Source organism: Komagataeibacter oboediens, from assembly GCF_003207815.1.
Lineage (GTDB): Bacteria > Pseudomonadota > Alphaproteobacteria > Acetobacterales > Acetobacteraceae > Komagataeibacter > Komagataeibacter oboediens.
Genome location: NZ_NKTX01000239.1, coordinates 1 through 754, shown reverse-complemented (window position 1 = coordinate 754; position 754 = coordinate 1). Strand labels below are relative to the sequence as shown.

1 protein-coding gene is annotated in these 754 nt (G+C 60.6%); it reads left to right on the top strand.

Going from position 1 to position 754, the window contains the following annotated elements; translation table 11 throughout:
- Positions 1 to 754 (top strand): hypothetical protein (locus CFR80_RS18590; RefSeq protein WP_110507872.1); only part of this gene is annotated, 754 nt, incomplete at both ends.

Sequence of the window (754 nt, the reverse complement as noted above, 5' to 3'; positions counted from 1 at the left end):
CTGATCCGTTATGGCGTCTCGCGCCTGCCGCCCGATGCCAAATATCTGGCGGTGATTGATGCAGATGTATTCTTCCAACGGCATGATTGGGCGATTGCAACACTGGACATGCTTCAGGTGCATCGCGTGGGACAGCCGTGGTCCTACTCGGTCGATCTCGGTCCTGACGAAAACCCGATCTGTGATGAGAATGGTCGGCAGATGGACCGTTCATTCTGCGCGGCGTGGGAGGCGGGCGACATCATCGTCACGGATGAGGATTACGGCGCGGGCCAGTCGAATGCCCAATGGCTACTCGATCCCAACCGCAAGCGTGACTGGCGGCAGCACTACGGATATGCATGGGCCTTTCGCCTTGACGTGTGGACCGAGTTTGGCGGCCTGCCTGACTGGCTCGTGACCGGAGCGGCTGATTACATCGCCGCCATGGCGTTTGCGGGCAAGCTGGACACGTCTGATGCCTATACGTCGCCCGCATGTGCCCGACGCCTGCGACATTTTGCAGCATCCTGTGATCGTGCTGTGCGGCAGGATATCGGCGTGGTGCCGGGGCTTCTTGCCCATGGCTTCCACGGATCGAAGAAGAAGCGCTTCTATCTGGACCGCAAGGACATCCTGCGCGAAGCCAATTTCGATCCGGACGTGGATATCGGATACGACCGTCACGGGCTGCCATTCCTCGCCAGCGATAACCGCATCCTGCGCGACGGCCTGCGCCGCCTTTCGGTCGCGCGCGATGAAGACAGTAACGCGC